This window comes from Lentzea sp. NPDC004782, assembly GCF_040609115.1.
GTDB lineage: Bacteria > Actinomycetota > Actinomycetes > Mycobacteriales > Pseudonocardiaceae > Lentzea.
Map to the genome: position 1 here is coordinate 1 of NZ_JBEXJN010000062.1, position 26393 is coordinate 26393.

The 26393-nt window shown below is 71.2% G+C and carries 25 protein-coding genes and 1 pseudogene; 11 read left to right on the forward strand and 15 right to left on the reverse strand.

What is annotated here, in order from left to right; translation table 11 throughout:
- Positions 1-107: 107 nt before the first annotated feature.
- Positions 108-506 carry a MerR family transcriptional regulator gene (locus ABZV40_RS38215; RefSeq protein WP_355453444.1) on the reverse strand — a complete coding sequence of 133 codons (399 nt, stop codon included), beginning with the start codon at positions 504-506 and terminating at the stop codon, positions 108-110.
- Positions 507-643: 137 nt separating this feature from the next.
- Between ABZV40_RS38215 and ABZV40_RS38220 the strand changes: the two genes are divergently transcribed.
- From ABZV40_RS38220 to ABZV40_RS38230, 3 genes are read left to right on the forward strand one after another with little or no spacing between them, the layout of a single operon-like run.
- Positions 644-1942, forward strand: a complete 1299-nt coding sequence (locus ABZV40_RS38220) for a hemolysin family protein (protein ID WP_355453447.1) — start codon at positions 644-646, stop codon at positions 1940-1942.
- On the forward strand, positions 1939-2994 hold the full coding sequence (locus tag ABZV40_RS38225; RefSeq protein WP_355453450.1) for a hemolysin family protein: 1056 nt from the start codon (positions 1939-1941) through the stop codon (positions 2992-2994). The genes ABZV40_RS38220 and ABZV40_RS38225 overlap by 4 nt, the downstream gene beginning before the upstream one ends.
- A gap of 28 nt (positions 2995-3022) precedes the next feature.
- Positions 3023-4009, forward strand: coding sequence for a sporulation protein (locus tag ABZV40_RS38230; RefSeq protein ID WP_355453453.1), 987 nt, complete (start codon positions 3023-3025; stop codon positions 4007-4009).
- 45 nt (positions 4010-4054) lie between these two features.
- Here ABZV40_RS38230 and ABZV40_RS38235 read toward each other — a convergent pair whose 3' ends face one another.
- Both ABZV40_RS38235 and tatA read right to left on the reverse strand, forming a co-directional pair.
- Complete coding sequence (locus ABZV40_RS38235) at positions 4055-4687, reverse strand: transglycosylase SLT domain-containing protein (RefSeq protein WP_355453456.1); 633 nt, start codon at positions 4685-4687, stop codon at positions 4055-4057.
- Complete coding sequence (gene tatA / locus ABZV40_RS38240) at positions 4684-4869, reverse strand: Sec-independent protein translocase subunit TatA (protein ID WP_355453459.1); 186 nt, start codon at positions 4867-4869, stop codon at positions 4684-4686. The genes ABZV40_RS38235 and tatA overlap by 4 nt, the downstream gene beginning before the upstream one ends.
- A gap of 169 nt (positions 4870-5038) precedes the next feature.
- On the opposite strand from tatA, the gene ABZV40_RS38245 reads away from it, so the two are divergent.
- Positions 5039-5197, forward strand: coding sequence for a hypothetical protein (locus ABZV40_RS38245; RefSeq protein WP_355453462.1), 159 nt, complete (start codon positions 5039-5041; stop codon positions 5195-5197).
- Here ABZV40_RS38245 and ABZV40_RS38250 read toward each other — a convergent pair.
- The 7 genes from ABZV40_RS38250 to ABZV40_RS38280 all read right to left on the reverse strand — a co-directional run bounded on the left by ABZV40_RS38250 (position 5189) and on the right by ABZV40_RS38280 (position 11082).
- Positions 5189-5455, reverse strand: a complete 267-nt coding sequence (locus ABZV40_RS38250; RefSeq protein ID WP_355453465.1) for a PRC-barrel domain containing protein — start codon at positions 5453-5455, stop codon at positions 5189-5191. The two genes, ABZV40_RS38245 and ABZV40_RS38250, sit on opposite strands and share 9 nt — an antisense overlap.
- Complete coding sequence (locus ABZV40_RS38255; protein ID WP_355453467.1) at positions 5442-5831, reverse strand: hypothetical protein; 390 nt, start codon at positions 5829-5831, stop codon at positions 5442-5444. The genes ABZV40_RS38250 and ABZV40_RS38255 overlap by 14 nt, the downstream gene beginning before the upstream one ends.
- Positions 5828-7057, reverse strand: a complete 1230-nt coding sequence (locus ABZV40_RS38260) for a divalent metal cation transporter (RefSeq protein WP_355453470.1) — start codon at positions 7055-7057, stop codon at positions 5828-5830. Before ABZV40_RS38260 ends, ABZV40_RS38255 begins: the two co-directional genes overlap by 4 nt.
- Entirely contained in the window at positions 7054-7482 is a 429-nt protein-coding gene (locus ABZV40_RS38265) for a hypothetical protein (protein WP_355453473.1), read from the reverse strand. Before ABZV40_RS38265 ends, ABZV40_RS38260 begins: the two co-directional genes overlap by 4 nt.
- A gap of 28 nt (positions 7483-7510) precedes the next feature.
- Positions 7511-8329, reverse strand: a complete 819-nt coding sequence (locus ABZV40_RS38270) for a hypothetical protein (RefSeq protein ID WP_355453476.1) — start codon at positions 8327-8329, stop codon at positions 7511-7513.
- Between the two features lie 148 nt (positions 8330-8477).
- A complete protein-coding gene (locus ABZV40_RS38275) occupies positions 8478-10286 on the reverse strand; it encodes an NAD(P)/FAD-dependent oxidoreductase (protein WP_355453479.1) in 1809 nt (602 codons plus the stop codon).
- 28 nt (positions 10287-10314) lie between these two features.
- The gene (locus tag ABZV40_RS38280) at positions 10315-11082 is read right to left on the reverse strand and encodes an SDR family NAD(P)-dependent oxidoreductase (protein ID WP_355453482.1); all 768 of its coding nucleotides are present in this window, start codon (positions 11080-11082) and stop codon (positions 10315-10317) included.
- Positions 11083-11173: 91 nt separating this feature from the next.
- Between ABZV40_RS38280 and ABZV40_RS38285 the strand changes: the two genes are divergently transcribed.
- Entirely contained in the window at positions 11174-11800 is a 627-nt protein-coding gene (locus ABZV40_RS38285) for a helix-turn-helix domain-containing protein (protein ID WP_355453485.1), read from the forward strand.
- 7 nt (positions 11801-11807) lie between these two features.
- On the opposite strand, the gene ABZV40_RS38290 is transcribed toward ABZV40_RS38285, so the two are convergent.
- Both ABZV40_RS38290 and ABZV40_RS38295 read right to left on the reverse strand, forming a co-directional pair.
- Positions 11808-12629, reverse strand: a complete 822-nt coding sequence (locus ABZV40_RS38290) for a DUF1963 domain-containing protein (RefSeq protein ID WP_355453488.1) — start codon at positions 12627-12629, stop codon at positions 11808-11810.
- A gap of 124 nt (positions 12630-12753) precedes the next feature.
- Entirely contained in the window at positions 12754-13458 is a 705-nt protein-coding gene (locus tag ABZV40_RS38295) for an FCD domain-containing protein (protein ID WP_355453491.1), read from the reverse strand.
- 143 nt (positions 13459-13601) lie between these two features.
- Between ABZV40_RS38295 and ABZV40_RS38300 the strand changes: the two genes are divergently transcribed.
- Both ABZV40_RS38300 and ABZV40_RS38305 read left to right on the forward strand, forming a co-directional pair.
- Positions 13602-14102, forward strand: coding sequence for a gluconokinase (locus ABZV40_RS38300; RefSeq protein ID WP_355453494.1), 501 nt, complete (start codon positions 13602-13604; stop codon positions 14100-14102).
- Positions 14103-14111: 9 nt separating this feature from the next.
- Positions 14112-15287 (forward strand): annotated as a pseudogene (locus ABZV40_RS38305) (gluconate:H+ symporter); the annotation flags it as partial.
- Positions 15288-15293: 6 nt separating this feature from the next.
- Here the strand turns inward: ABZV40_RS38305 and ABZV40_RS38310 are convergent.
- Positions 15294-18002, reverse strand: coding sequence for an EAL domain-containing protein (locus ABZV40_RS38310; protein WP_355453497.1), 2709 nt, complete (start codon positions 18000-18002; stop codon positions 15294-15296).
- Between the two features lie 254 nt (positions 18003-18256).
- Here ABZV40_RS38310 and ABZV40_RS38315 point away from each other — a divergent pair, with 254 nt between their 5' ends.
- Positions 18257-19417, forward strand: coding sequence for a beta-ketoacyl synthase N-terminal-like domain-containing protein (locus ABZV40_RS38315; protein WP_355453585.1), 1161 nt, complete (start codon positions 18257-18259; stop codon positions 19415-19417).
- A gap of 6 nt (positions 19418-19423) precedes the next feature.
- Here the strand turns inward: ABZV40_RS38315 and ABZV40_RS38320 are convergent, their stop codons facing one another.
- Entirely contained in the window at positions 19424-20257 is an 834-nt protein-coding gene (locus ABZV40_RS38320) for a MarR family transcriptional regulator (RefSeq protein WP_355453500.1), read from the reverse strand.
- Positions 20258-20394: 137 nt separating this feature from the next.
- Between ABZV40_RS38320 and ABZV40_RS38325 the strand changes: the two genes are divergently transcribed.
- The 3 genes from ABZV40_RS38325 (at position 20395) to ABZV40_RS38335 (ending at position 23239) form a co-directional block, all read left to right on the forward strand.
- On the forward strand, positions 20395-21432 hold the full coding sequence (locus tag ABZV40_RS38325; protein WP_355453503.1) for a hypothetical protein: 1038 nt from the start codon (positions 20395-20397) through the stop codon (positions 21430-21432).
- 83 nt (positions 21433-21515) lie between these two features.
- Complete coding sequence (locus ABZV40_RS38330) at positions 21516-22469, forward strand: ATP-binding cassette domain-containing protein (protein WP_355453506.1); 954 nt, start codon at positions 21516-21518, stop codon at positions 22467-22469.
- Positions 22466-23239, forward strand: a complete 774-nt coding sequence (locus tag ABZV40_RS38335; protein ID WP_355453509.1) for an ABC transporter permease — start codon at positions 22466-22468, stop codon at positions 23237-23239. The genes ABZV40_RS38330 and ABZV40_RS38335 overlap by 4 nt, the downstream gene beginning before the upstream one ends.
- 17 nt (positions 23240-23256) lie before the next feature.
- Here ABZV40_RS38335 and ABZV40_RS38340 read toward each other — a convergent pair whose 3' ends face one another.
- Positions 23257-26298 carry a BTAD domain-containing putative transcriptional regulator gene (locus tag ABZV40_RS38340; RefSeq protein ID WP_355453512.1) on the reverse strand — a complete coding sequence of 1014 codons (3042 nt, stop codon included), beginning with the start codon at positions 26296-26298 and terminating at the stop codon, positions 23257-23259.
- Positions 26299-26393: the final 95 nt, after the last annotated feature.

Sequence of the window (26393 nt, forward strand, 5' to 3'; positions counted from 1 at the left end):
GGCGCCTTCATCCACCTGGGGTGGATGAAGGCGCCCATCATCCACGACGTAAGCGCTCCTACCGGCCACAGAGTCGGCGGGGAGCGGGTGCAACGCCCGCAGCCTGCTCAGGGCAGCAGCGTGTCCGGCGAGATCTGCAGGGCGATGGTGATCAACGAGTGCACCCTCGTGGCGATGACCGCGAGCAGGCCCTGCATCTCCGGCGAGGCGGCGTCCGCGGCGGCCTGGAGGGACTGCAGGTCGGTGTCGACGCGGTCGAGGATCGCCGCGACGTCGGCCTGCCGGGCGTTCAGCGCGGTCGTGATCTCCTCGAGGGGAACTCCGTGGACCTCCAGACGTTGAACCAGGTGAATCCGGTCCACGTCGGCGGGGGAGTAGAGGCGGTAGTTCGACGCGGTGCGCTGCGCCGGGCTGATCAGCCCCAGCGTCGTGTAGTAGTCGACGGTGCGGATGCTGACGCCGGCTCGCGCGGCCAGTTCGCCGATCTTGAGCAACGCTTCAGTCACGTGCACCTCCTCCGGAAACCATACAGTGCTACGTGCTACTGTTGGGACATGCCTGACAAAGCCGACATAGACGGCTGCAGTAGTACGCCGGGGCGAGCCCGGCTGAACGTTCTCACCGCCGTTCCCGCGGGCGCGGCATGTTGATCTTTTCCGGCCTGCTGGCGATCGTGGCCCTGACGCTGGCCACCGGTTATTTCGTGGCCCAGGAGTTCGCCTACATGGCGGTCGACCGGGGTCGTCTGAGGCAGCTGGCCGAGTCCGGTGACAAGGCCGCCGACCGGGCGCTGCTGGTGACGCGGAAGCTGTCCTTCATGCTGTCCGGCGCGCAGTTCGGCATCACGGTGACGGCGCTGCTGGCCGGTTACGTCGCCGAACCGCTGCTGGGCACGGGTCTGGTGAACCTGCTCGGGTTGCCCGCGCCGGTCGGTGTGCCGCTGTCGATGGCCGTGGCGCTGGTCTTCGCGACGGTCGTGCAGATGGTGCTGGGCGAGCTGCTGCCGAAGAACCTCGCGATCGCGAAGCCGGAACCGCTCGCGAAGTGGCTGGCCTCGTCGACACTGGTCTACCTCAAGATCGCCGGCCCGGTGATCCGCCTGTTCGACGCGGCGGCCAACAAGCTGTTGCGCGCCATCGGTATCGAGCCGGTGGAGGAGCTGCCGCAGGGCGCGACGCCGGAGGACCTCCGGCAGATCGTCGGCGACGCGGGGGAGCGGGGCCACCTGGATCCCGAACTGGCGCGGTTGCTCGACCGCGGCCTCGACTTCCGCGAGCTGGTGGCCGAGCAGGCGATGACGCCGCGGGTCAACGTGCACTCGGTGCGGTTCGACGAGCCCGCGTCGCGTGTGGTGGAGCTGCTGGACACCGGTCACTCGCGCTTTCCCGTGGCGGGCCGGGACCTCGACGACCTCCGGGGTGTCGTGGGCCTCGCCGAGGTGCTGACCCTGACCCCGGAACAGCGGCCGGTCACGCCGATCGGCGACATCGCCTCCTCCGCGCTCGTCGTGCCGGCGACGTTGCCGTTGCCGGCGGTGCTGGAACGGCTGCGCGCCGAGCGGCGTCAGCTCGCGTGCGTGCTGGACGAGTTCGGCGGGTTCGCCGGGATCATCTCGCTGGAGGACCTCGCGGAGGAGCTCGTCGGCGAGATCCACGACGAGGACGACCTGGTCGAGGACGCGATCGAACGCGTCGACGACACGAAGTGGCAGGTGCCGGGCCGGATGCGGCTCGACGAGGTCGAGGACGCGACCGGTGTCGCGCTGCCCGGGGACGACGCCTACGACACCGTTTCGGGCCTGGTGCTGCACCGGCTCGGCCGCACCGCCGAGGTGGGCGACGAGGTGGAGGCCGGCGACGTCACGCTGCTCGTCGCCGCGGTGACGCGCAACGTGCCGGACACCGTCGTGCTGACGGCACGGGTGCGGGAGGAGGTCCGATGAGCACCGGAACGTCTCTCGCGATCTCGCTGGTCCTGTTGGCGCTCAACGCCTTCTTCGTCGCCGCGGAGTTCGCGCTGATCGCGGCCAAGCGGCACCGCCTGGAACAGGACGCGGAGAGCTCACGTGCGGCGCGCGCGGCCGTCGCGGGTGTCCGCGAGCTGTCGTTGATGCTCGCGGGTGCCCAGCTCGGCATCACGCTGTGCACGCTGGGACTCGGCGCACTGGCGAAACCGGCGGTGGCGGATGTGTTCGAGCCGCTGCTGAGGCTGACCGGCTTGCCCGACGCGGTGGCGTACGGCATCGCGTTCACGATCAGCCTGGTGCTGGTGGTGTTCCTGCACATGGTGGTCGGCGAGATGGCGCCGAAGTCGTGGGCGATCTCGCACCCCGAACGCTCCGCGCTGCTGCTGGCGCTGCCGTTCCGCGCGTTCGCGCACTCGGTCCGCCGGCTCCTCAGCGGACTGAACCGGACCACGAACGGCCTGCTGCGGTTGATGAAGGTCGAGCCGCAGGACGAGCTGGCGCAGGCGCACCGGCCGGACGACCTGCGGATGCTCGTGCGCCAGTCCGGCGAGCACGGGCTCATCCCGGAGAACCAGCAGCGCCTGCTCACCCGCATGCTGCAGGTCCAGAAGACCACGCTGCGCGAGGTGCTGGTGCCGATCGCGCAGGTCTCGACGATCACCGAGCACACGACCGCCCGGGCGATCGAGCGGCGCAGCCTCCACTGTGGACGGTCCCGCTTCCCGGTCACGAACCTGCGCGGCGAGTTCGTCGGCCTCGTGCACATCCGCGAGGCCATGCGTGCCACCGCAGCGGGAACCGATCCGGCGGCACGGGAACTCATGGGCCCCGTGCTGACGTTGCCCGCCTCGATGCCGGTGGCCGCCGCGGTCACGGCGATGCGCGCCGACCGCGCGCAGCTCGCCCTCGTGTCCGGCGAGGACGGCCGGGTGATCGGCATCGCCGCACTGGAAGACCTGCTCGAAGAGCTCATCGGCGACTTCGACGACGAGACCGACGCACCGCGCGTTGCGGTGCGCCAGAACTAACTCACACCCAGTCCCCGCAGGAGGAGACTTGTTCAAGCGGATGCTCAGCGCGTTCGGTGTCGGCGGACCGTCCGTCGACACCGTGCTGGACTCGCCGCACGCCGTGCCCGGCCAGGTGATCACCGGCCAGGTGCGCATCCAGGGCGGTACCGCGGATGCTGAGATCGGCCAGGTCGTGCTGTCGCTGGTGACGCGCGTCGAGGTGGAGCACGGAGACCACGAGTACGGCGGTGTCTCCGAGTTCTTCCGGATGATCGTGCAGCAGGGTGTGCGCGTCCCGGCGGGCCGGCTCCTCGCGATCCCGTTCCAGCTGTCGATCCCGTGGGAGACCCCGATCACCGCGGTCGGTGGCGGCCAGCTGCCCGGCATGACCGTCGGTGTGCGCACCGAGCTGGTCATCGCCGGCGCTCCGGACAAGGGCGACCTCGACCCCGTCCTGGTGCACCCGCTGCCCTCGCAGGACGCGGTGCTCAACGCCTTCGGGCAGCTCGGTTTCTCGTTCCGCAGGGCGGACGTCGAGGCGGGCCGCCTGCACGGCGTGCCCCAGGAGCTCGGCTTCTACCAGGAGATCGAGTTCTTCCCGCCGGCGCAGTTCGCGGGACAGATCAACGAGGTCGAGCTGACGTTCGTGGCGAACCCGCACGAGCTGTACGTGATCCTGGAGGCCGACAAGCGCGGCGGGATGTTCTCCTCGGGCGGTGACGCGTTCGGGCACTTCCGCGTGTCGCACCAGGAGGCTCCGGTCACCGACTGGGCGTCGGCGATCAACGGCTGGCTCGCGCAGGTCGCCCAGCGCGGCCACGCGGGCTACAACCCGGCGTTCGGCGGCCAGCCGGGCTACGGTCACCACGGCTACGACCAGCACGGCCACCACGGCGGTCACCACCGCAGCGGCCCCGGCGTCGGCGGCATGATCGCCGCGGGCGCGGCCGGTGTGGTCGGCGGCATGGTGCTCGGCGAGGTCGTCGAGGAGTTCTTCGAGGACGACGGCGGAGACTTCGCCTTCGACGAGTGAGGTGACGCGAGGTCCGGCTCGGGGGTCACGTCCTGAGCCGGGCGCTCACCCGGTGCGGAGCGCTTCGTCGGCTTTCGCCCAGTTCGTCCGCAATCTGTCCACATAGGACTTCGCTTGGCCGTTCGGTGCGGCGCCCCGCGTGACCGCGAGCATCGTGCTCGCACCCGCGTTGTACCCGAGCGCCAGCAGCTCCTCACGGGTGTAGGCCTCGGTTTTCGCCCGCGCCAGCTGCGCGGCCAGGTCGTGCACGTGCCAGGCCGCCGCGGCGACGGCGAGGGACGGATCGTCGGGCAGCTCCTGCCAGTCGCGGGAGGCGAAGTCGCGGCCCTGCTTGGCCTCGTCGAACGCGGCCTTGTGCATGTTCGCCACGCCGAACGCCGCGTCCGGGTCCATCTTCTGCCAGGCCCGTTCCAGCGCCGGGTCGTGGGGCTTGTACGACTCGTTGTAGAGGATCGCCATCAGCAGCTGCGGGTTCACCCCTGCGGCCGCGGCGTGTTGCCGGACTTGTGGCGCGTAACGCCGTGGGTCCTGTTTGTCCGGTGCGGCCGATGTCGAGGTGACCGGAGCCGGTGCCGACGTGGTGGTCACCGGTGGAGCCGGGGGCGTCGGACTCGCCGTGCAGGCGCTCAGGGCCGCGGCGGCGAAGAACATCGCGAACAGTCCGGCGCGAGCGGTCATGCCGACGCGGGACCGTCCGGCCGGCGGGGAGCCTGCTCGTCGCGCAGATCGCTGGTCTCGGCCTTGAGGATCTTCACCGAGCGTCCCACGGACCTGGCCATCTCCGGCAGCTTCTTGCTGCCGAAGAGCAGGACCACCACGACGGCGATGATCAACAGCTCGGGTGCACCCAGGTTGCCCATCACGCACTCCTGACGTTCGACGTTCCGGCGCCATCGTACGGAGGCGCCCCGTGTGGTTCGCGTAGCGCCCGCGACTTCCGCGAAGCGACTCTGCCGAACGTGTGACGCGCACCTCAAGCCTTGCCCAACCCGGGGGAAAATGCGTTGGTGCGGCTCGTAACCTCAGGACATGAGGTTACTGCTGTGGTTGACGCTGGTGTGCCTGTGCGCCATCGGCGGCGACCACGTGCTCGCCCTGCTGGCCGCCACCGTGCTCATCGGCTGCGCCAACGACCACCTGGCCGCCCGGCGCGGTGCGCTGCTGCGCCGGTTCACCCGGTCACGCTGACGGCCAGCGGATCTCGTCCCACGGGATCTCGCGGGTGCCGCGGTGCAGCCACCGGGCGAGCCGTTCGAGCAGCCACGGTCCCTGCACGCCGGGGCGTTCGTAGCCGAGCAGGCGGCCGCGCCACCGCGGAGTGACCAGGACCGCGGTCACGCGCGGCACGCCGTCCTGACCGACACGCGCGATCAGGTCGGCGACCCGGCCGAGCTCGCGGCCGGAGCGGTCGTGCACGACCCGGCCGAGGTAGTCACTCGCCAGCATGGTTCGCTCCGGGGATCCGGCCGATGACGTTGTCCCGCAACCACAGCTCCAGGGACGGAGTGTCGAGCAGCTCGTGGCGGACCGACAGCTCGACGGCGCTGCCGACGTTCTTGACCACCTCGTACGGGATCCGCAACGGCTGCGGGTCGCCGGTGGTGTGCAGGCGGCGTGCGACGGCCGCCATCGTGCGCCCGACAACGCCACCGATCCGCAGGCCGAGCGCGTGGTGTCCTATGTGGATCGCGACGACGCGCAGCGCACCGTCGTCGCCCACGGCCAGTTCGAGGTCGTCGACCTTGCCGACCTGGCGGCCGTCGAGGTCGACCACCTGCCGGTCCAGCAGGTGGAACTCGACGCGCAGCGGGTCCGGGGTCATCCGCCCATCCCCGTCACGATCATGAGCGGGATCGCGGCCACCGCGGCCACGAGGATGATCACGAGGTAGGTCACGCCCAGCGCGTTGGTCACCCTGCCGTTGACCTGGTCGCCGAGGTAGTCGCGGTCGTTGGCGACCACCAGGATCGGCAGGTAGGTCAACGGCAGCGCCACGGCGCTGAACACCAGCGAGATCTCCGTGACCGTGACCGGATCGGCGGTCGTCAGCAGGATCGCGACGCCGAGCAGGATGCTGACGAGCACGACCGTGTGGAACCGGGCGGCTTCGCGCGGGCGCACCAGCTTGCCCCACTGCCAGCCGAAGTACTGCGCGATCGTGTACCCGGCCGACAGCCCGGTTTCCAGCGCCGCGCCGAACGTGGCGGCGAAGATGCCGAGGATGACGACCGCGAGACCGAGCTTGCCGAGCGCGACCGCGACCGGCAGCGCGGTCTGGCTGATGCTGTCGACGCGGATCCCGACCGGTTCGAACAGCACCGCCGCACATGCCATGAGCGCCAGCGACAGCAGACCGCCCAACGGGAACCCGACGAACACGTTGAGCCGTGACGTGATGAGGTCGCGCCTTGTCCACTTCTCCTCGACACCGCCGCTGGAGAAGAAGAACACCTCGTAGGGCGTCAACGCGGCGGCGAACAACGAGACGGCGAAGAACCCGTACGTCGCCCAGGTCTCGCCGCCGGGCGGGCTCAGCTCGGTGAGCTGGCGGCCGAGGTCGCCCCACGGTGGGTTCAGGCTGATCAACGCGACCACGAACACCACCAGCGCGAGCCCCGCGAGCCCGAACACGCGCTCCATGATCTCGAACTTGACGCGCCACAACACGACCCACAGCACAAAGGCGGCAATCGGCACCCACAGGAGATAGTGGACACTCGTCGCGAGCTCGACCGCGAGCGCGACGCCGCCGATCTCCGCGCTCAGCGTGAGCAGCGTGACCAGATACGAGCCGATGAGGTTCACCAGGGCGATGCGCGGTCCCAGCCGTTCGCGCACGAGGTCGAACACCGGCCGCCTGCTGACCGCCGCCACCCGCCCGCACATCTCGGCGTAGACGCAGATCCCGATCACGCCGACGACCACGACCCAGGCCAGCCGCATGCCGAACCGCGCCCCGGTCTCGGAGTTCGCCACCAGGTCGCCGATGTCGACGAACCCGCCGATCGCGGTGAGGATGCCGAGCGTGATGGAGAACAGTCGCTTCACGACACACCGCCGAGCGCGTCCGCCAGCCGCCGCAGGTCGTTCGTGGCGGCGGCGAGAGCGTCGTGGTCGTCTCCGGCCGTCGCCACGTCCTTGATCCGGGCGGAGGACTCCGTCAGCAGCGGCAGGACCCGGTTCCGCAGCTCCTGCGAGCCCGGTCCGGGCACGTCCGCGTCGACGAGGTCGCTGATCGCCGTCGACACCTCGTCACGGGCGTCCTCGACGGCGGCGTCGACGAAGAGCGTGGTGACGCGGCCGTGTTGCGCGGCGTCACCGACCTGTGCCGCGGTGAGCACGGCGGAGCGGGCGTCGCGGGCGCTGGTGAGCACCGTCGACCGATATCCGTCCTCTGTGGGCGGCACGAGATCGGCGACCACCGCGGTGATCGCCGCTACCGCCACCAGCCCTGCCACGACCCAGCCACGCACGATCACGCCATACCCGGTGCGGGCGCGCTCAAAACCGGTGAGGTGCGGGGTGCGCCCGCGTCCAGTCGTCCACGTGGAACGGCGACACTCCGTCGACGCCCGCCGTGACGCTCGACGCGTGCGCCACCACCTCCGCCGGCAGCTGCCCGTCCGTCAGCCCGAGCCGGTGCCGGTAGTCCGACGCCAGCGCCGCGGCGACCTCACCGGCGGTCAGCCCGGGGGCGTGGTCGGCCAGTCCGGCGATGGAACTCCGCCGCAGGTCGTAGCCGAGCGCCTCGGACACCTCCGTGAGCACCGCGCGCACCCGGTCCGAGACGACGACCTGCACCACCGTGCTGAACAGGGAACCGGTGGCGGTGACCCGTTGCGCCGAACCCACGACCTTCGCGGTGCCCCCGACGTTGATGCTGTACTCGCCGGGGCAGTACTCGCCGTCCACCTCGCCGACGCGTGCGTCGATGTCACCGAGTGCGCGCAGCACGCGCACGTGGCTCTCGGCGTTCGCGGCGAAGGTGGCGCTGCCCGCGTGCCGGATGTCCGTGGTGCGGTCGAGGTGGTCGATGACGACGGCACCGCTGTCGTAGGCGACCATCCGTCCACCGGGCGACCGGACCACCGGCTCGAACCCCGCCGCACGGGCCACCTCGGTGGCCCCGGCGATGCCGGGCGAGCGGAGGTCCCGGCCGCTGAAGGCGACCGTGGGACCGGACGGCACGTAGACGTGGACCAGCTCCGACCACTCCGCCTCGGGTGCGCGCAGCAGCAGGGCCGGGATCACCAGGTCGGTGACCGCGTCGGTGGTGTTTCCGGAGACCAGCAACCGGTCGAGGTTCCTCGCGTTGGGCACACCGGGATTGTCCGTCACCCCTTCAGCCGCAGCACGGCACCGTTGCCGGACACGTGCAGCGCGGTCTGGTGAGGTGGATGAAGGGCGCCTTCCTCCACCTGGTGTGGATGAAGGCGCCCTTCATCCACGTGACTGCCCCGGAAGGAGGTCACCGCGCCATCACCATGACGTCGTCCATGCCGCCGTTCTCCCGCCACTCCGCGAGCAGAGCGTGGAAAGCGGTCGCACCCTGGGCGAAACCGCGGCGCGGCATGGGTTTGCCCTCGTTGTTGTAGTAGCCGGGCGTGCATTCGAGGTGGAACCGGTAGAGCTCGTCGGAGTTCTGGCCGAGAGCCGACGCCCAGGCCTCCACCGCCTCCGCGCTGGGTTCGACCCACCGGGCACCTCGCTTGCCCGCCTCGGCGACGACGGCCGCGAGGTGGCGCGCCTGCTCGTCCAGGACGTGCGTGAAGTTCACCGAGGAGGCGTTCTGCACCGCTCCCATGACGAGCAGGTTGGGGAAGCCGTCGCTGTAGAAGCCGTGCAGCGTGCGCGGCCCGTTGCTCCAGTGCTGCAACAGGTTCGTGCCGCCACGTCCGTACACGGGCAGCCGGCCGGTCATCATGTCCGACCTGCCCACCTGGAAGCCGGTCGCGAAGATGATGCAGTCCACCTCGTACTCGCGGTCGCCGACCACGATCGCGTGCTCGGTGACGCGTTCGACACCGCCGTGGTCCGCGGTGTCGACGAGAGTCACGTTGGGACGGTTGAAGGTCTGGAGGTACTCGTCGCTGAACGTCGGCCGCTTGCACGCGTAGCGGTACCAGGGCTTGAGCAGCTCGGCGGTGTCCGGGTCCCGCACGATGCTCTCGACGCGGGCACGGACCTGGTTCATCTTGCGGAAGTCGAGGATCTCCTCGGCGCGCTCGCGTTCCTCCGGCGTCAGCGAGTCCTGGGTTCCGCCCGCGGTCAGCTTGCGCAGCAGCCGGGCGCTGTCCGTCCACGCGCCGCCCACCAGGTCCTCGTCGGCCTGGTCGCCGCTCACGATGCCGAGGAAGTTCTCCATCCGCTGCCGCTGCCACCCCGGCCGCAGGGACGCGGCCCACCCGGGATCGGTCGGCCGGTTGCCCCGGTAGTCCACAGTGGAGGGTGTGCGCTGGAAGACGTGCAGGTGCCGCGCGTCGCGGCCGAGGTGCGGCACGACCTGGATCGCCGTGGCACCGGTGCCGACGAGGGCCACGCGCTTGTCGGCGAGCCCGTGCAGGCCGCCGCTCGCGTCGCCGCCGGTGTAGCCGTAGTTCCACCGGCTGGTGTGGAACGTGTGTCCCGCGAAGGTCTCGATGCCGGGGATGCCGGGCAGCTTGGGGCGGTCGAGCGTTCCGTTGGACACCACCACGTACCGCGCCCGCATCTCGTCGCCGCGGTCGGTGGACACGATCCACTCGGCCGCGTCTTCGTCCCAGCGCAGCTCGGTGACCGCGGTCTGGAAGCACGCGTCGCGGTAGAGGTCGAAGTGCCTGCCGATCTCGCGGGCGTGCCGACGGATCTCCTCGCCCGGCGAGTACTTCCACTCCGGGACGCGGCCGAGCTCGTCCAGCAGCGGCAGGTAGACGTACGACTCGATGTCGCAGTGGATTCCGGGGTAGCGGTTCCAGTACCACGTCCCGCCGAAGTCCCCGCCCTTCTCCACCACCCGGATGGACCCGGCGCCCGCCTGCCGCAGCCGTGCGCCGGCGAGCAGACCGCCGAGTCCGCCGCCGATCACGACGACGTCCACCTCGTCGTGCAACGGTTCGCGCGTGAAGCCGGGATCGGCGTGCGGGTCGGCGGCGTAGTAGCCGAACTCGCCCGCGGCGTCGCGGTACTGCGTGGCACCGTCGGGGCGCAGCCGGCGGTCCCGCTCGGCCCGGTACCTGGCGCGCAGCTCGTCGGGGTCGAAGCCGAGGTCTTCCGGAACCGCGTCGGAAACGGACAGCACAGAACAGCCTTTCGTGGAAAGGGGGTGGTCAGACCGCGGACCAGCCGTTGTCGACCGGGAGGACGACGCCGGTGATGTTCGAGGCCGCGTCCGAGGCGAGGAAGACGATGGCGTTCGCCTGCTCCTCGGCTTCGGCGGCGCAGCCGATGTTGGACAGGTAGCGGCCGATGACCTGCGGTCCGTGCCCGGCGGGGTCGGGGGTGACGGAGATGCCGGTCTTCGTCGCGCCGGGAGCGATGGCGTTGGCGCGGACACCGGAGTCGCGGTACATCGCCGCGACCGAGCGCGTCAGTCCGATGAGGCCTGTCTTGGATGCCGTGTAGGCGGCTCCGGCCGCGCTGCCGCGCAGTGCCGCCTCCGAGGCGGTGTAGACGATGGCGCCCTTGCCCTTGGCCAGCAGGTGCGGCAACGCGGCGCGGGTGAGCCGGAACGGCGCGGTCAGGTTGACGGCGATCACGCGCTCCCACTCCGCGTCCGAGACGTCCGCCGCCGCGGTCATCGAGTCCATGATCCCGGCGTTGCACACCAGGACGTCCAGGCCGCCGAACGCGTCCACGGCCGCCGCGACCACCTCGTCGACCACGGCGGGATCGGTCAGGTCGCCCGCCGCGGTCACCGCCGTGCCGCCGGCCGCGGTGATCTCGTCGGCGACGGCCTTGGCGGCGTCGCCGTTGACGTCGGCCACCACCACTTTTGCGCCCGCCTGAGCGAACTGGAGGGCCGCGGCTCTCCCGATTCCCGATCCGGCGCCGGTCACGACGACGCTGCTGCCGTCCAGGTTGCTGTGTGAGGTCATGGACGCACCGTACCAACTTTTTGGCAGACAGTGCCACAATGTCAGCTGAAGACAAAAAGTAGGATGTGGCGAGACCCTGGACGGAGGTGACATGCCCGGCCGCGAGCAGAACGGTGCGTCAGGCAGGACCGGACGACCGCCGTTGACCGAACGGCGCAAGGCGGAGACCCGGCTGGAGGTGGCGCGCGCGGCCGTGCGCCTGTTCCTGGCCAAGGGCATCGCGGACACCTCGGCCGAGGACATCGCGGCGGAGGCGGGCATCTCCGCGCGCACCCTGTGGCGCTACTTCCCGAACAAGGAGAGCTGCGTCATGCCGCTGCTGACCAGGGGAATCGAGCAGACGGCGGCCCAGCTGCGGTCGTGGCGCCACGACCAGGACGTGTCCGACCTCGTCGGCATGCTCACCGCAGGTCACGTCCAGCAGCCGGAGGAGACGGCGGCGATGCTGAACCTGGTCCGGCTGACCCGGACCGAACCCGGTCTGCGCGCGGTCTGGCTGGAGGCGCACCGGGAGGCCGAGCCCGCGTTCGCCGAAGCGCTCGCCCACCGCGCCGGTCTGCCCGAGCCCGACCTCACCACCGCGATCCAGGCGGCCATGATCAACGGCGCGCTGCGGGTGGCCGTGGAGCACTATGCGTGCGACACGGACACGCCGCGGTCCCTCGGGTCGGCGACCGCGGACGCCCTGCTGATCGCCGCGCGCGGCCTCCCGGCTTAGTCCTGGCTCACGGGTTGTGGAAGATGCTGGTGTACGCGCGGTCGAAGCGCCGCGCCGCCAGGTCCGCGCGCGGGATCACCCAGTGGACGGTGGCGCTCTCCCAGCCCTCCACGTCCCACCCGGCGTGCCAGTCGGCCAGCAGCACCCAGTCCGCGGCGGCCTCCGGGACCGGCTCGTCCGACTCCGCCCGCACGGCTTTCACGGCCCACGGCACAGCACCGGCGACGGGGTCGTGGTCGATCGCTTCCTCGTCGGCGTAGCCACCGAGCTGCAGCGTTCCCGCGGCGCCGGGGCTGGGACGGACGCTCTCCCAGACCTCGACCAGGTCCTCGGCGCGCGGATGCTCGCCGGGTAGCTCGACCGACTCGTGGCACGGCAGCGACACCGCGGCCGTCGCCCGCAGCGGCCCCTGCGGGTACGACTCGAACATCGCGTCGGCGTCGGGCCAGTCGAAGTCGTTCCACGCGTGCCGGTCCCGTTCGACGACGGCCGTGCCGGCGGGGACGTACACCACGTCGCCGGTGCCCTCGTAGTCCGTCTCCGGGTAGGCGAAGAACAACAGCCGGCCGTCGGGCGGCAGGGGCAGGTCCGTCGCGCCGGCGGGGAGGGCCGCGAGGTCGATGGAGGCGACGTGGGGGTGGGCGGGGTCCTCGGCGTCGGCCGGCAGCAGGAGCGGCCCGCCGAACTCGCCCACGACCGGTCCGTCCCCGCCTGGCCGGAGCATCGTGCAGGGACGCGCGGCCGTCACCAGCCACCGCTCCACGTCCTCGGCCGGGATGCCCCGCGCGTTCGCTTCGGCGCGGAACCGGTCCCACAGCTCAGAAGTCATGGGCCGAACCGTATCGGCGAGGTGATTGGAGTTGGCCTCCAGGAAGAACCAGCGGCACCGGTCGCCGACGACGTGGGTCCGTACGTCGGGTCCGGTGATCCGCTCAATGCCGCAGACCCGTGGTTCAGTTGCCGTTGAGAGCTTCGGCCGCCTCGGTGATGATCTCGCGCATCGCGCTCTCCGCGGCGGCCGCGTCGCCGGTTCGGACCGCCTGGGCGACGTCGGCGTGCAGCCGGATCGCGACCGGGTTCGGAATGTGCGGCATCAGGCCGTGGTGGGTGCGCGCGATGAGCACCTCGCAGGTCACGCCGGTGAGGGCGGCGAGCATCTCGTTGCCGGAGGCGGCGAGGAGGGTCCGGTGGAACAGCAGGTCGGCCTGCAGGTAGGCCTCCAGGTCGCCGGACTTGCCGTGCACGGCCAGGTCCATCACCGCGCCGGTCAGGACGCCGCACTGTCCGGGGGTGGCGCGGCGGGCGGCCAGGGCGGCGGCCACCGGTTCGACACCGGCGCGCAGCTCGCCCAGGGAGGCCAGCTGCGCCTGGCGGTCCGGGCCGTCGAGTCGCCAGCGGATGACGCGCGGGTCGAGGACGTTCCAGGCGGCGCGGTCGGCGACGGTCACGCCGACGCGGCGACGGGTGGTCAGCATGCCCATGGACTCCAGCACGCGCACGGCCTCGCGGATCACCGAGCGGCCCACCTCGTAGTGCTGGGCCAGCTCCTCGATGCGCAGCACCTCGCCGGGCGGGATCTCGCCCGAGCTGATCCGCGTGCCCAGGTGATCGAGGACTGTCTCGTGCAGACCGCGTTTGAGCTGCTCTTCGGCGACCACGGCTGCGAATCATCCCATGATTGCCCTCGTGCGACCACAGGACCGGCTAAGAGCTGATCAATAAGGACTTGGTCTTGTAAAAAGCAGATTATTAACTCAGGATGTTGCGCACACCGCAGCGCTAGCACCCCAACGGAGGGGCCGTGTCGCAACTCATCGCCGTCATGGGCGTGTCCGGGTCCGGCAAGACGACCGTGGGCGCCGCGCTCGCCCGCAGGCTGCGCGTCCCGTTCGCCGACGCCGACGACTTCCACCCGCAGGCCAACATCGACAAGATGGCCGCGGGCGTCCCGCTCGGCGACGCCGACCGGACGCCATGGCTGGCCGCGGTCGGCGCGTGGCTGGCCACGCACGCCGCGACCGGTGCGGTGATCAGCTGCTCGGCGCTCAAGCGCGACTACCGCGACACGTTGCGCGCCGCCGCGCCCGCCACGCGGTTCCTGCACCTGACCGGCGACCAGGACGTGGTGCGCAGGCGCGTCGCCGGACGCCCCGGGCACTTCATGCCCGTCAGCCTGGTCGCCACCCAGTTCGCCGCGCTCGAACCCCTCGAACCCGGCGAGAACGGCATCGCACTCGACCTGGACCAGCCCGTGGACCGGATCGTCGAGGCGTACCTGTGCACCACCGTGGAGGCACTGTGACCACCGCACTCGCCGGGTTTCGGCGACACCGCCGCCGGCGTGGGCACCCTCGTCGCGCTCGGCGCCATGTTCGGCAAGCTGCTGGCCGACTCCGGTGGCGCCGACACCGTCGTCGACACGATCATCGGCCGCTCCGGCAGGCGTTCGCTGCCGTGGGCCATGGCCGCGGTCGGCGCGCTGATCGGCCTGCCGATGTTCTTCGAGATCGGCCTGGTGCTGATCATGCCGGTGATCCTGCTGGTGTCACGCCGGACCGGGACGTCGTTGATGCGCCTGGGGATTCCGGCGCTGGCCGGCCTGTCCGCGATGCACGGCCTGGTGCCGCCCCACCCCGGTCCGCTGGTCGCGGTCACCGCGCTCAAGGCCGACCTCGGGCTCACCCTCGGCCTGGGCGTGCTGGTCGCCCTGCCGACCGTCGCCATCGCGGGACCGCTGTTCGGCCGGGTCGCCGCGCGCTGGGTCGACGTGCCCGCCCCGGTGCTGTTCGACGCCGAACCGCGCGAGGACGGCGAACGGCCGCGCCCGAGTTTCGCCGTCACGCTCACCACGGTGCTGCTGCCGGTGGTGCTGATGATGGGCAAGGCGCTGGCCGACATCTTCACGGCCAAGGGCAACACGGCGCGGACCGTGCTGGACTTCCTGGGCACACCGCTGATCGCGTTGCTGATCGCGGTGATCGTCGCGATGTTCACCCTCGGCCGCGGCGCGCGGATGGACACCAGGGCCGTGGCCAGGTCCGTCGAGGACGGCCTGCCGCCGATCGCCGGCATCCTGCTCATCGTCGCCGCGGGCGGTGGGTTCAAGCAGACGCTGATCGACACCGGCATCGGCGAGCTGATCGCGGACCGGGTCGCCGGCAGCGGCCTGTCGGTCCTGCTGCTGGCCTGGCTCGTCGCCGTGCTGATCCGGCTCGCGACGGGCTCGGCGACCGTCGCCACCGTCACCGCGTCCGGCATCCTCGCGCCGCTGGTGTCGACCCTGTCGCCCGGTGAGACCTCGTTGCTCGTCCTGGCGATCGGCGCGGGTTCGCTGTTCTTCTCCCACGTCAACGACGCCGGGTTCTGGTTGGTGAAGGGCTACTTCGGGCTCACCGTCGGGCAGAACGTCAAGACGTGGTCGGCCATGGAGACGATCCTGTCCGTGACCGGTCTGGTGTTCACCCTGCTCATCGGCCTGGTGATCTGACGGACCTCACAGCTCGGCGATCGGTACCGGCTTGCCCAGGTGGAACCCCTGCGCCTGGTCGCACCCCAGTGCCCGCAGGATCTCCTGCTGCTCCACGCGTTCCACCCCCTCGGCGATCACGGTCAGGTCGACCGCGTGGGCCATGGCGATGATGCTCGTGACGATCGCTTCGGCCTCGTCGGAGACGCCCAGTCCCGCGATGAAGGAACGGTCGATCTTGAGCGTGTCCAGCGGCAGGGTGAGCAGCTGGGCGAGCGAGGAGTGGCCGGTGCCGAAGTCGTCGATCGCGAGCCGCACCCCCAGGTCGCGCAACGCCGCCAGGGTGCGCGCTGCGAGGTCCGGGTCGCGCATCAGGGCGCTCTCGGTGATCTCCAGGCACAGCGAGCTCGGTGTCAGGCCCGCCTTGTGGGTGGCGTTGCGGACCGCGGACACGAGCCACGGGTCGTCGAGCTGGCGGGCCGACAGGTTCACGGTCAGCTGCAGGTCCGGCGCCCGGGTGGCGATCTCGCGGGTGGCGGTGTGCAGCATGTGCGCGCCGACGATGTTGATCAGGTCGCTCTCCTCGGCGAGCGTGATGAACTCGCCGGGGACGATGTGGCCGTAGCGGGGGTGCGTCCAGCGCAGCAGGCCCTCGACGGCCGTGCGCCGGTCCGTGCGGAGGTCCACGATCGGCTGGTAGGCGAGCCACAGCTGGCCGCCCAGCGGGGCCGTGCGCAGGTCCTGCTCCAGCTGCAGCCGGCGCTGGATGCGTTCGCGCAGCTCGACGTCGAAGAACGCGACGCGGCCCCGGCCCCTGGTCTTGGCCTGGTACATCGCGAGGTCGGCGTCGCGCAGCAGGTCGGCGCCGTCGCGGGGGTCGCCGGGTTCGGCGATCACGATGCCCACGCTCGCGTCGACGTGGAGCTGCCGTCCCCGCACCGGGATCGGCCGGGTGAGCTCGGCGCGGATGTGGTCGGCGAGCGCCGTCGCCTCCTCCGCGTCGGCCACTCCGTAGGCGATGACGGTGAACTCGTCGCCGCCGAGCCTGCCGACGACGTCGCCGCGGCGGGTGCTGCGGCTCAGCCGTGAGCCGACGACCCGCAGCACCTCGTCGCCGGTGCTGTGGCCCAGCGAGTCGTTGATGACCTTGAACTTGTCCAGGTCGATGAACAGCACCGCGGTGAGGCCCGACCGGTGCGCCCGCGCGGCCGGGCTGAGCCGGTTGATGGTCACCGTGCGGTTGCACAGGCCCGTCAGCGCGTCGTGCGTCGCGTCGTGCTCCAAACGGCTGTCGATCATGCGCCGCTCGGTGATGTCGGTGAACGACACGACCGTCGCCGACGGCAGCTTCCCGTCCGAGGTGAGCGCGCGGGCGCTCAACGACAGCCAGACCCGGCTGCCGTCCGGCCGGCGCGCGCCGACGATCCGCCCGTGCTGCGGCCGGCCGGTGGTCCTGGTGATCGCCGACGGGAACTGCCCGGGCGGCACCGGCTGGCCTGCCTCGTCGTGCAGCTGCGCCACCGACGTCGGCTTGCCGATCACGTCCCGTGCGCGCACGCCGAGGATCCGCTCGGCCGCCGGGTTGACGGACTCGATGAGGCCCGTGGTGCCGACGACGAGCACACCCTCCTCGATCGCGGCGACCACCGCGGTGAAGTGGTGCTCGGCCCGCCTGCGCGCGGTCTCGTCCGCGCAGATCAGCACGTACCCGCCGGCCATCGGGGCGACCGACACCCGCACCACCAGCGCTTCGCCGTCGGACCTGCGGTGCTCCGCCTGCACCACGCCACCCGCCTCCAGCGCCGCCGCCGGGTCCAGCGGCGCCCCCACGACCCGGCCGATGGGCTGCCCGATCGCCTCGGCCGCGCGGCGGCGGTAGATGTGCTCGGCGCTGGGGTTCCAGCTCGTCACGACACCGTCGGACGTGGTCGCGATGAGCGCGTCGCTGACGTGCGCGACGAGCGCCGCCTGGTACGACAGCGCCGCCGCGGACGCCTTCTGCTCCGTGACGTCCCGCATGATCACCTGGAACGCCGGTCTGCCTTCCCACGTCGTGCGCACCGAGACCGACTCGATGTCGGTGGTGCCGCCGTCGAACCGGACCAGCACGGCGTCCGCCGGGTCGCTCGTCGCGCCCGGCTCGGTCAGTTTCGCGATCCGCTGCAGCATGTCCTGCTGCGAGTCCGGGTGGACGAAGTCGGTGATCGGCCGGCCGAGGAGCTCCGCGTCGGAACCGGCGCGCACGAACTGGACCGCCGCCGGGTTCGCGTACACCAGCCGACCGGCCTCGTGCACCACGATCGCGTCGGGTGAGAGCTCGACCAGCAGCCGGTAGCGGTCGGCGAGATCCGCCAGCTCCTGCTGCTGCGCGTGCCGGCGCGTCACGTCCGCGACGACGCCGACGAGCGCCGGTGCGGAACCGCGGGTCGAGACGCGGGCGCTGAACTGCAGCCAGCGCAGACCGGACGGGGTCTGCAGCGGCTGCTCCAGCTCGAAGTCCTGCCACGTGGCCGTCGCCCTGGCGGCCACGGTCAGCGGCGCGGTCAGCTCGGCCAGCCGTGCGCGCACGGCGTCGGCGTCCGCACCGGGCAGGCCGATCACCGCGTCGAGGCCCGGCATCCAGCCGAGCCGGTCCGTGCCGAGGTCCAGCCACCACACCACGGCGGCGCCGACCGCGAGCACGAGGTCGGCCACCACGTCGTGGTCGAACTCGGCGTCGCCGATCAGTCCGCTCACGTCGCGGCCCCCAGAACCGACGTTTCCTCGTATTCGCGGTGGCGTTGCCATCGTGAATACCTACTACACACTGGACCAGAGCCGCATCCGTCTGGCGTGAACATGGTGTGCCGTTATATCCCGTGGCCGAGTCCGCCGGGTGATCAGGGGCCCGCTTCGATGTCCATTGTGGACGGATCTTTTCTCCGCTGGGGGGTGGTTGAGCCGGTTACGCTGAGGGCGAGGTGTCGGCCCTCGGTGTGGGGGAGCTGGATATGGTCGGGCGGGGTGTGGGTATCTGCGGAATCGGCGTGGTGAGCGCGTACGGGTGGCGCCGCGAGTCGCTCTGGGAGGGGCTGGTGAGCGGCAAGCCCGCCGCCGTCGTCGTTCCCGAGCTGGGCAGCTTCCCCGGTGACACCGTCTGGGCGGCCTGTGTCGGGGAGGGCGGTGATCCGGCGGACGGGCCCAGCAGGTTCGCGCGGGCGATGCGCGCCGCCGCGAGAGAAGCCATCGAGGACGCGGGCACCCGCGGCTGGCAACCCGGCCGCCGGGTCGGTCTTCTGCACGCGGTCGTGCTGGGCGAAGTGGACCTGTGGCGCGACTTCTACGTCACTCGCGGCGGAAAGCTGCCGGTGCACGACTACCTCGCGCTGATGCCGTCCACACCGATGTCGACGTTCATGCAGGAATACGGTTTCCACGGCCCCGCGATGAACGTTTCGGCGATGTGCGCGTCCGGCAACGCCGGTCTGATCACCGCGAAGGCGTGGCTGGACGCGGGAATCGTCGACGACGTCGTGTTCGTCGCGACGGATCTCTCCCTCACCCTGGAGAACGTGGCCCACTTCGTCCGGCTCGGCGTCGCGGTCGTCGACGCCGAGCCGCTCGACGCGTGCCGCCCGTTCCAGCAGGGCAGCAGGGGTTTCGTGATGGGGGAGGCGTCGGTGGCGTTCGTCCTTTCGCGCCGCGCGAGGAATCCGTACGCCGTCACGCTCGGCGGCGCGATGTCGCACGACGCCTACCACGTGACGTCGATCGACCCGCGGCTCGACCACATCACGGCGTGCTTCGCCGACGCGCTGGACAACGCCGCGGTGAGCGCCGCCGACGTGCGCTACTTCAACGCACACGGCCCCGGAACCGCGCAGTGCGACGCCGCCGAGGCCGCCGTCCTGGAGCAGCTGTTCGGTCCGGAGACCTCGATCTACTCGGTGAAGCCGCTGACCGGCCACTGCCAGGGCGCGGCGTCGGCGATCGAGGTCGCGGTGACCGCGATGGCCTACGACCGCGGCGTGATCCCGGCGCCACCGGTCGTCGCGTCCGGACATCCGGGACTGCTGGACGGGCTCACCCCGGTCGGCGACGGCGTGACGATCAAGTCGTCGCTCGGCATGGGCGGCCACAACTCGGCGGTCGTGCTGGCACCACCGGCCTGACCCGGGCTACCACGGGAACGCGGCCTTGAGAGCAGCCGAGATCGGTGCGAGGTCGGTGGCGAGAAGATCGAGCTCGGCGGGGCTCAACGCGCGGTACGGCGCCTCCGCGAGCCGGTCGGTGAGCTCCTCGACCCGTTCCTTCGCGGCCCGGCCGTCGGCGGTGAGCCAGCCGTCGGCCCCGATCAGGCCTCGGGCGCGCATGCCGTCGACGACCGCGTTCAGCTGCGCGGCGGGCAGGTGGTGGACCCGGCCGAACTCGTGCGCGGGCATGCCGACGGACAGCGCGTGCAGCACGTGGGCCTCCGTCCCGCCGATGCCCTCGGCCATCAACGCGACGGTGTGCCCGTCGCCGCGGTGCTCGCGGAGCAGGGTCGCCGCGTGCCACAACCGCGCCACGGGCTCCTGCGGGACCGGAACCGCGCGGAGGGCGGCGAAGAGAGCGCGTCCCTCGACCGGCGCACTGGTCGCGGCCCGCAGCAGGAGCTCGCCGGCACGGGCGACGGCGGGGTCGTCGGCGAGCGCGCCGAGAATCCGCCGCATCCCCGCGACGCAACCCCGTTCGCGGGCTTCCAGGGCCGCCTCGGGCGTGGTCAGGTCCCAGATCCGCGGCAGGTGACGCGCCACCTCGCCGGGCGCGAAGTTGTAGAAGACCGCGTGGACCACCTCGGCCGGCACCGTCGGCCCGAACGGCGCGGCCCGGCCGGCGAAGTAGGCGTCCCACGCGTTGCGCAGGCCGAGCGCCATCAGCGCCTGGTCGGACTCGTTGGCGATGAACGGCACCATGCCGATGGGCTCGACGAGGTCGAACATGCGGCGGGCGACGGGCTGTGGGTGCGACATCTCTTCCCCTGTGGTCATGGCCCTCGGTGCGGGCCGCTCACCTGTTCCACGAACGGCGCGGACCGGATCCGACATCACTCCGCAGTGAGTTTTCGGACGCAGGCCGGCCCGGAGCTGTTCTCGCTATCGTGATCATGATGAAGTGGGGGGAGCACAACGTGACGCGGTCGGCCGGTCATGGGGCCGTGGCAGCGGAGCTGGCCCGGTGCGGTGATCGTGAACTGAGCGATCTCCTGGACGCGGCCGAGCCGTTGGGGTCCGGCATCGGCGGCCCGACGGCGTTGCTCGACGTGGGCGGGACTCCGGTCTTCGTCAAGCGGCTGCCGCTGACCGACTGGGAACGGCAGCCGTCCCACGTCGGGTCCACGGCCAACCTCTTCGAGCTGCCGGTCTTCTGCCACTACGGCGTCGGCGTCATCGGCGGGCCGGGTTTCGGCGCGTGGCGGGAGCTGGCCGTGCACGCCATGACGACGGACTGGGTGCTCAAGGGCGAGTTCGAAGGTTTCCCGCTGATGTACCACTGGCGGGTGCTGCCGCATTCCGGGCAGTCGCTGCCGGAGGAGCTGGCCGATGTGGACAGGGCGGTCGCCTACTGGGGTGGCAGCGGGGAGGTCCGTCGGCGGATCGAGGCTTTGAGCGCGGCAACGGCCTGCATCGCGTTGTTCCTGGAGTACGTCCCGTGGAACCTGCACGACTGGCTCGGGGCTCAGGTCGAGACCGGTGGTGAGGCGCTCGCCGGTGCCTGTGCCGCGGTCGAGACGCAGCTGGCGGCCGGGATCTCGTTCATGAACTCCCGCGGTCTGCTGCACTTCGACGCCCACTTCGAGAACATCCTGACCGATGGCGGGCGGCTGTACTTCGGAGACTACGGGCTGGCGATCTCCTCGCGGTTCGACCTCTCGGCCGAGGAGGCGGAGTTCTTCGCCGGGCATTCGAGCTACGACCGGCGCTACACCGCCACGCATCTGGTGATGTGGCTCGTCACGGCCCTGTACGGCTACTCGCGCGACGATCGGAACGCGTTCATCCGCGCCTGTGCGGCAGGGGAGAGGCCGGCGGACGTGCCGGAGGTGGTCGCCGAGATCCTCGTCCGGCACGCTCCCGTCGCCGAGACGATGATCGACTTCTACCGGCGTTTCCGGGAGTCGAGCCGCCTGGCCACCTACCCCGGTTGACGGCGGCTGCCAGCGGCTGACAGCGGGCTGTGCGCGTGCTGCCAGCGGACGGGCGCATGGTTCTCCCGACACAGGGAGGAACGATGTCGCTGGCGATCAGGGCTGAAGGCCTGGTCAAGCACTACGGGGAGACGAAAGCCCTGGACGGGGTGGACCTCGAGGTGCCGGAGGGGAAGGTCGTGGGCGTGCTCGGGCCGAACGGCGCGGGCAAGACCACGGCGGTGCGGGTGCTGGCGACGCTGTTGCGCCCGGACGCGGGACACGCCACGGTCGGGGGACATGACGTGGTGAAGAACCCGAGGGCCGTGCGGTCGTTGATCGGGCTGACCGGGCAGTACGCGAGCGTGGACGAGGACCTGTCGGGGACGGAGAACCTCGTGCTGCTCGCCCGGTTGCTCGACTTCAGCCGCACGGGGGCGCGGGCCAGGGCGGCCGAGCTGCTGGAGCAGTTCGAGCTGACCGACGCCGCGGGGCGAGCCGCCAAGACGTACTCAGGGGGTATGCGCCGGCGGCTCGACCTCGCGGCTAGCCTGGTCGGCAACCCGTCCGTGCTGTACCTGGACGAGCCGACCACCGGGCTGGACCCGCACGCCCGCAACGAGGTGTGGGCCGTGGTCCGCAAGCTCGTCGCGAACGGCGTGACGGTGCTGCTCACGACGCAGTACCTGGAGGAAGCCGACCAGCTCGCGGACACGATCACGGTGTTCGACCACGGCCGGGTGGTGGCCGAGGGACGGCCGGACGAGCTGAAGCGGCGCGTGGGCGGGCAGACGCTGCAGGTGCGGCCGACGTCGTTGCGCGATCTCGACGCGGTGCAACGGATTCTCGGCGACCTCACCGGCGTGCGGCCCAACCGGGACGACGACACCGGCCTGCTGACGGCGCCGGTCAACGACCCGGTGCTGCTGTCCACGCTGGTCCGCAAGCTCGACGAGGCCGGGATCACCGCGGACGAGCTGGCGTTGCGCCTGCCGTCGCTGGACGAGGTGTTCCTGTCGCTGACCGGCAAGCGCGAGCCCGAGGGGAGCCTGGCATGACCGCCATCGCGTTCGACAGGGGTGTGCGGCACGGGCTCTCGCTCGGCTGGCGCGGCATCCTGAAGATCCGCAAGAACCCGGAGCAGCTCGCGGACGTGACGATCGCGCCGATCGTGTTCCTGGTGATGTTCACGTACCTCTTCGGCGGTGCGCTGGCCGGCAGCACCGACAGCTACCTGCAGATGCTCGTGCCGGGGATCATGGTGATGAACATCCTGCAGGCCAGCATGACCGCGGGCGTGCAGCTCAACACCGACGTGTCCAAGGGCGTGTTCGACCGGTTCCGCGCCATGCCGATCGCCCGGTCGGCACCGTTGATCGGGGCGGTGCTCGCGGACATCGTGCGGTACGTGGTGTGCATCGTGGTGCTGCTCGTCGTCGCCACGATCATGGGTTTCCGGGTGCAGACCGGCCCGGTGGAGCTGCTGGTCGCGGCCGGCCTGACGATCGTGTTCGGGCTGTGCTTCTGCTGGGCGTCGGTGTTCGTGGGCATGCTGCTCAAGACGCCGCAGGCCGTGCAGGGCATCATGTTCGTGCTGATCATGCCGTTGACGTTCGGCAGCAACGTGTTCGTCGGCACCTCGACGATGCCGGGCTGGCTCAAGGCCTGGGCGGACATCAGCCCGGTCACGCTGATGGCGGACGCGCTGCGCGGGCTGCTCAACGGCGGTCCGATCGCGGGGCCGCTCACCGGCTCGCTGGTCTGGATGGTCGCGGCGGTCGCGGTGTTCTTCCCGCTGGCCACCTGGGCCTACCGCAAGCGGGTCTGAGCACGGCGGGGCGGGCGTCAGCCGCCGCTGACGCCCGCCTCCGCGCGGATCTCCCGCACCGCCTCGGCCTTCGTGAGCGCGAGGGGTTCCGGTTCACCGATCTCGGCGACCAACCGGCGCACGTCCGGGTCGCCGAGATCGAGTCGTCCGCGGATCCTCCGCGCGAGGGCGAGCATCCGTGCGGCCACGTCGTCGCGGCCCTGCCGGTGCCGCACGATGGCCAGCAACTCGGTGACCGACGCCAGGTCCGGCATGTCGCCGCGGCCCGACGTCGTCTCGATCGCGATCGCCACACCGGCTTCAGCCTCGTCCGGTCTGCCCTCCGCGACGGCTATGCGGGCGTCGACGTTCGCCGACCACTCCCTGACGAACGGGGCGAGCGTGGTCGAGGTGACGGCGGACTGCTTCAACCGGATGCTCTGGGCGCGTGCCTCCGCCAGCCGCCCGGACCGCAGCCAGATCTCGGCTTTCGCGTAGCCGATCATGATGGACAGCTGGTCGTTGCCGAGGTGGTTGGTGTACTTCTCGGCCTCGGCGACTTCTCGCGCCGCGGACTCGTGGTCGCCGAACCGGGCGTACTCGACGGCGAGCCGCCATCGTTGCTGCACCGCGTCGTCGGCGGACCTCAGCTCCTGCGCCGCCGCGAGACCCTTCAGGTACAGCGCGATGGCGCCCTCGTTGTCGCCGGTCTGGGAGACGAACGCGGCTTTCATGCCGAGCGTCATCGCCGAACCCCACCGGTCGCCGACGGCCGTGAACTGGTCGTACGCCCGGTCACGGGCCGCCTCGGCGGCGTCGAGATCGCCTTCGTCGACCAGGATGAAGCTCAACGCCCAGTCCGCGGCCGCCCGCGCCCACGCGTCGTCGCTCGCCGCCGCGCGCTCCACCTCCCGGCGGGCGAGCTCGGGGTTCTGGCTGAGGAACGCGAGCATCGGCAAGGCGATCGCCAGCGACGGGTACTTGCTCGTGGCGCCGGTGCGCACGCAGTCCTCGATGACGGTCGCGGCCAGCTCCGTCTCCGGCAGGTTGGGGATGGCGGTCATGATGAGCTGCATCGCCCGGAACGTGGCGGACAGGTCCTCGGGCAACGGCAGCTCGTCGCCGAGGGCGAGGACCTCGCGCACCGACAGCTGCGCGCGTTCGTTGTCGCCCTTGACCAACCAGTACCAGAAGGCGCCACCGAGCAGGTCGGCGGCGAGCTCCACGTCGCGGTCGTCGACCGCCCCGCGCAACGCGGCGACGATGTTGTCCTGCTCGGCCTCGAACATCGTGATCGCCTCGAGCTGGCGGGCGGTGCGGGTGAGCGGCTCCCACGTCACGGTCAGGTCCCGGTAGTACCGCCGGAACCGGCCGAGGATCTCGGTCTTCTCCCCGGACGCGTCGAGCTGCTCCGCCGCGAACACCCGGATCGTCTCCAGCATCCGGTACCGCGGCTCGCCTTCGAACTCGAAAACGTCCACAATGGACTTCTCGACCAGTGACGTGAGCACGTACAGCGCGTCGTCGTGGCAGACCTGCTCGATCGCGGCCAGGTCGGCGCCCGCCGGGAACACCGACAGCCGGCGGGCGAGCTGCCGTTCCTGCCCGGTCAGCAGGTCCCAGCTCCACTCGACGACCGCGCGCAGCGTCCGCTGGCGGGGCAGCGCCGTGCGGCTGCCCGACGTGAGCAGCCGGAACCTGTCGTCCAGCCGCTGGGTGATCTGCCGGATCGTCATGGACCGCAACCGCGCGGCCGCGAGCTCCAGCGCGAGCGGCATGCCGTCGAGCCGGCGGCAGATCTGCCTCACGCCGTCCACAGTGGACTCGTCCAGCTCGAACCCCGGCCGCACCGCCGCGGCCCGGTCCAGGAACAGCCGCACCGCGCCGAACCCGGCGACGTCGGCCTGCCCGTCGGGCACCGCGAGCGGCCCGACCGGGCACAGCGACTCGCCGTCGGTCGCGAGCGGCTCCCGGCTGGTCGCGACGATGCGCAGGTTCGGCACCCGCCGCAGCAGGTCGGCGGCGAACTCGGCGGCCGCGGTGATCAGGTGCTCGCAGTTGTCCAGCACCAGCAACGACTCGCCCGCGCCCAGCACCTCGGCGATCCGGTCCATGCCCTCCGCCCGCCGCCGCAACGGTTCCCCGACGAACGTCACGTCGAACGCGCTGAGCACCGCGCCGGCGAGGTCCTCCTGGGCGCGCACACCGGCCAGCGCGGCGAACCAGACGCGTCCCTTGGCGTGCAACGGATGCCGTGCCGCGGTCTCGGTGGCGAGCCGCGTCTTGCCCGCACCGCCCGGACCGACCAGCGTCACGAGCCGGGCCTGGCCGAGCTGCGCGGTGATCTGGGCGAGCTCCTCGTCGCGCCCCACGAAGCTGGTGAGCCGCACGGGCAACCGGTCGACCGCGGCCCGCGGCTTCAGCTCGCCGCGCAACGCGGCGAGGTGCACGTCCTGCAACTCCTGAGACGGGTCGACGCCCAGCTCGTCCGCGAGCCGTCCGCGAACCTCCTCGTAGACCCGCAACGCGTCGGACTGCCTGCCCTGCGCGCACAACGCCCGCATCAGCAGCCCGGCCGTCCGCTCCCGCAAGGGGTGCTTCTCGTGCATCGCGGTCAACGCGGCGACGTCGAGGTCCCCGGTCGCGAACCGCTCCTCCTCCGCGGCCAGCCGGGCTTCGTCGAGCCGCACGACCGCCGCCGCGGCGAACGGCGCCTCGCGCACGTCGGCCAGCGCGTCACCCCGCCACAACGCGAGCGCCTCGTCCAGCCTACCGTCCGCGCGCAGCCGGTCGAACCGGAAGACGTCGACGTCCTCCCGCGCTACCGCGAGCCGGTACCCGCCCGGCTCCAGCGTGACGTCCGGACACACCTTGCGCAGCCGTGACACGAGCGACTGCAGGGCGTTCGAGGCGTCCGCGGGCGGCTGCTCACCCCACAGGTCGTCGATCAGCGTCGTCGTCGGCACCGGCCGGCCGGGGTCGAGCGCGAGCCGGGCCAGGAGCATGCGGACGCGGGCCCCACCGATGTCGACCGGTGTGCCGTCGTCGGCCTCGACCGTCGTCGGTCCCAGCAATGCCACGCGCACACATCAAGCTTTCCAGATCACCCGCGGCGAGCAGGACCGAACGTGCGCGTCACCGCGTCCTCGCTGGTCAGCGAGGTGAGATCATGGTC